This window comes from Zoogloea sp. LCSB751 (assembly GCF_002028455.1).
Taxonomy (GTDB): Bacteria; Pseudomonadota; Gammaproteobacteria; order Burkholderiales; family Rhodocyclaceae; genus Zoogloea.
Map to the genome: position 1 here is coordinate 1 of NZ_MWUM01000511.1, position 244 is coordinate 244.

The window sequence follows — 244 nt, forward strand, 5'->3', positions numbered from 1 at the left end:
GACAGGAAACCGTTCATGTCAAAACCTGGCGGCAGGCGGAAGGGGACGTCACTGTCGGCAAAGCCGGTTGCCTGCGGGGCACCGTGGCTCTGTTCGAACTGCTGAGGCGCTGCCGACGGAGGCTGATAGCCCGCGTAGGCCGTCTGTGGCTGAGGTGCCGCCGCCTTGTTCTTGCGCAGGGCTCGGAACAGGAATACACCACCCAGTGCCAGCAGGGCGATCAGCAGGAAGTCCATCCCTTGCA

The 244-nt window shown here is 63.9% G+C and carries 1 pseudogene; it reads right to left on the reverse strand.

From position 1 onward, the window contains the following. A pseudogene (locus tag B4920_RS27520) lies at nt 1–244 on the reverse strand (Tim44 domain-containing protein); the annotation flags it as partial.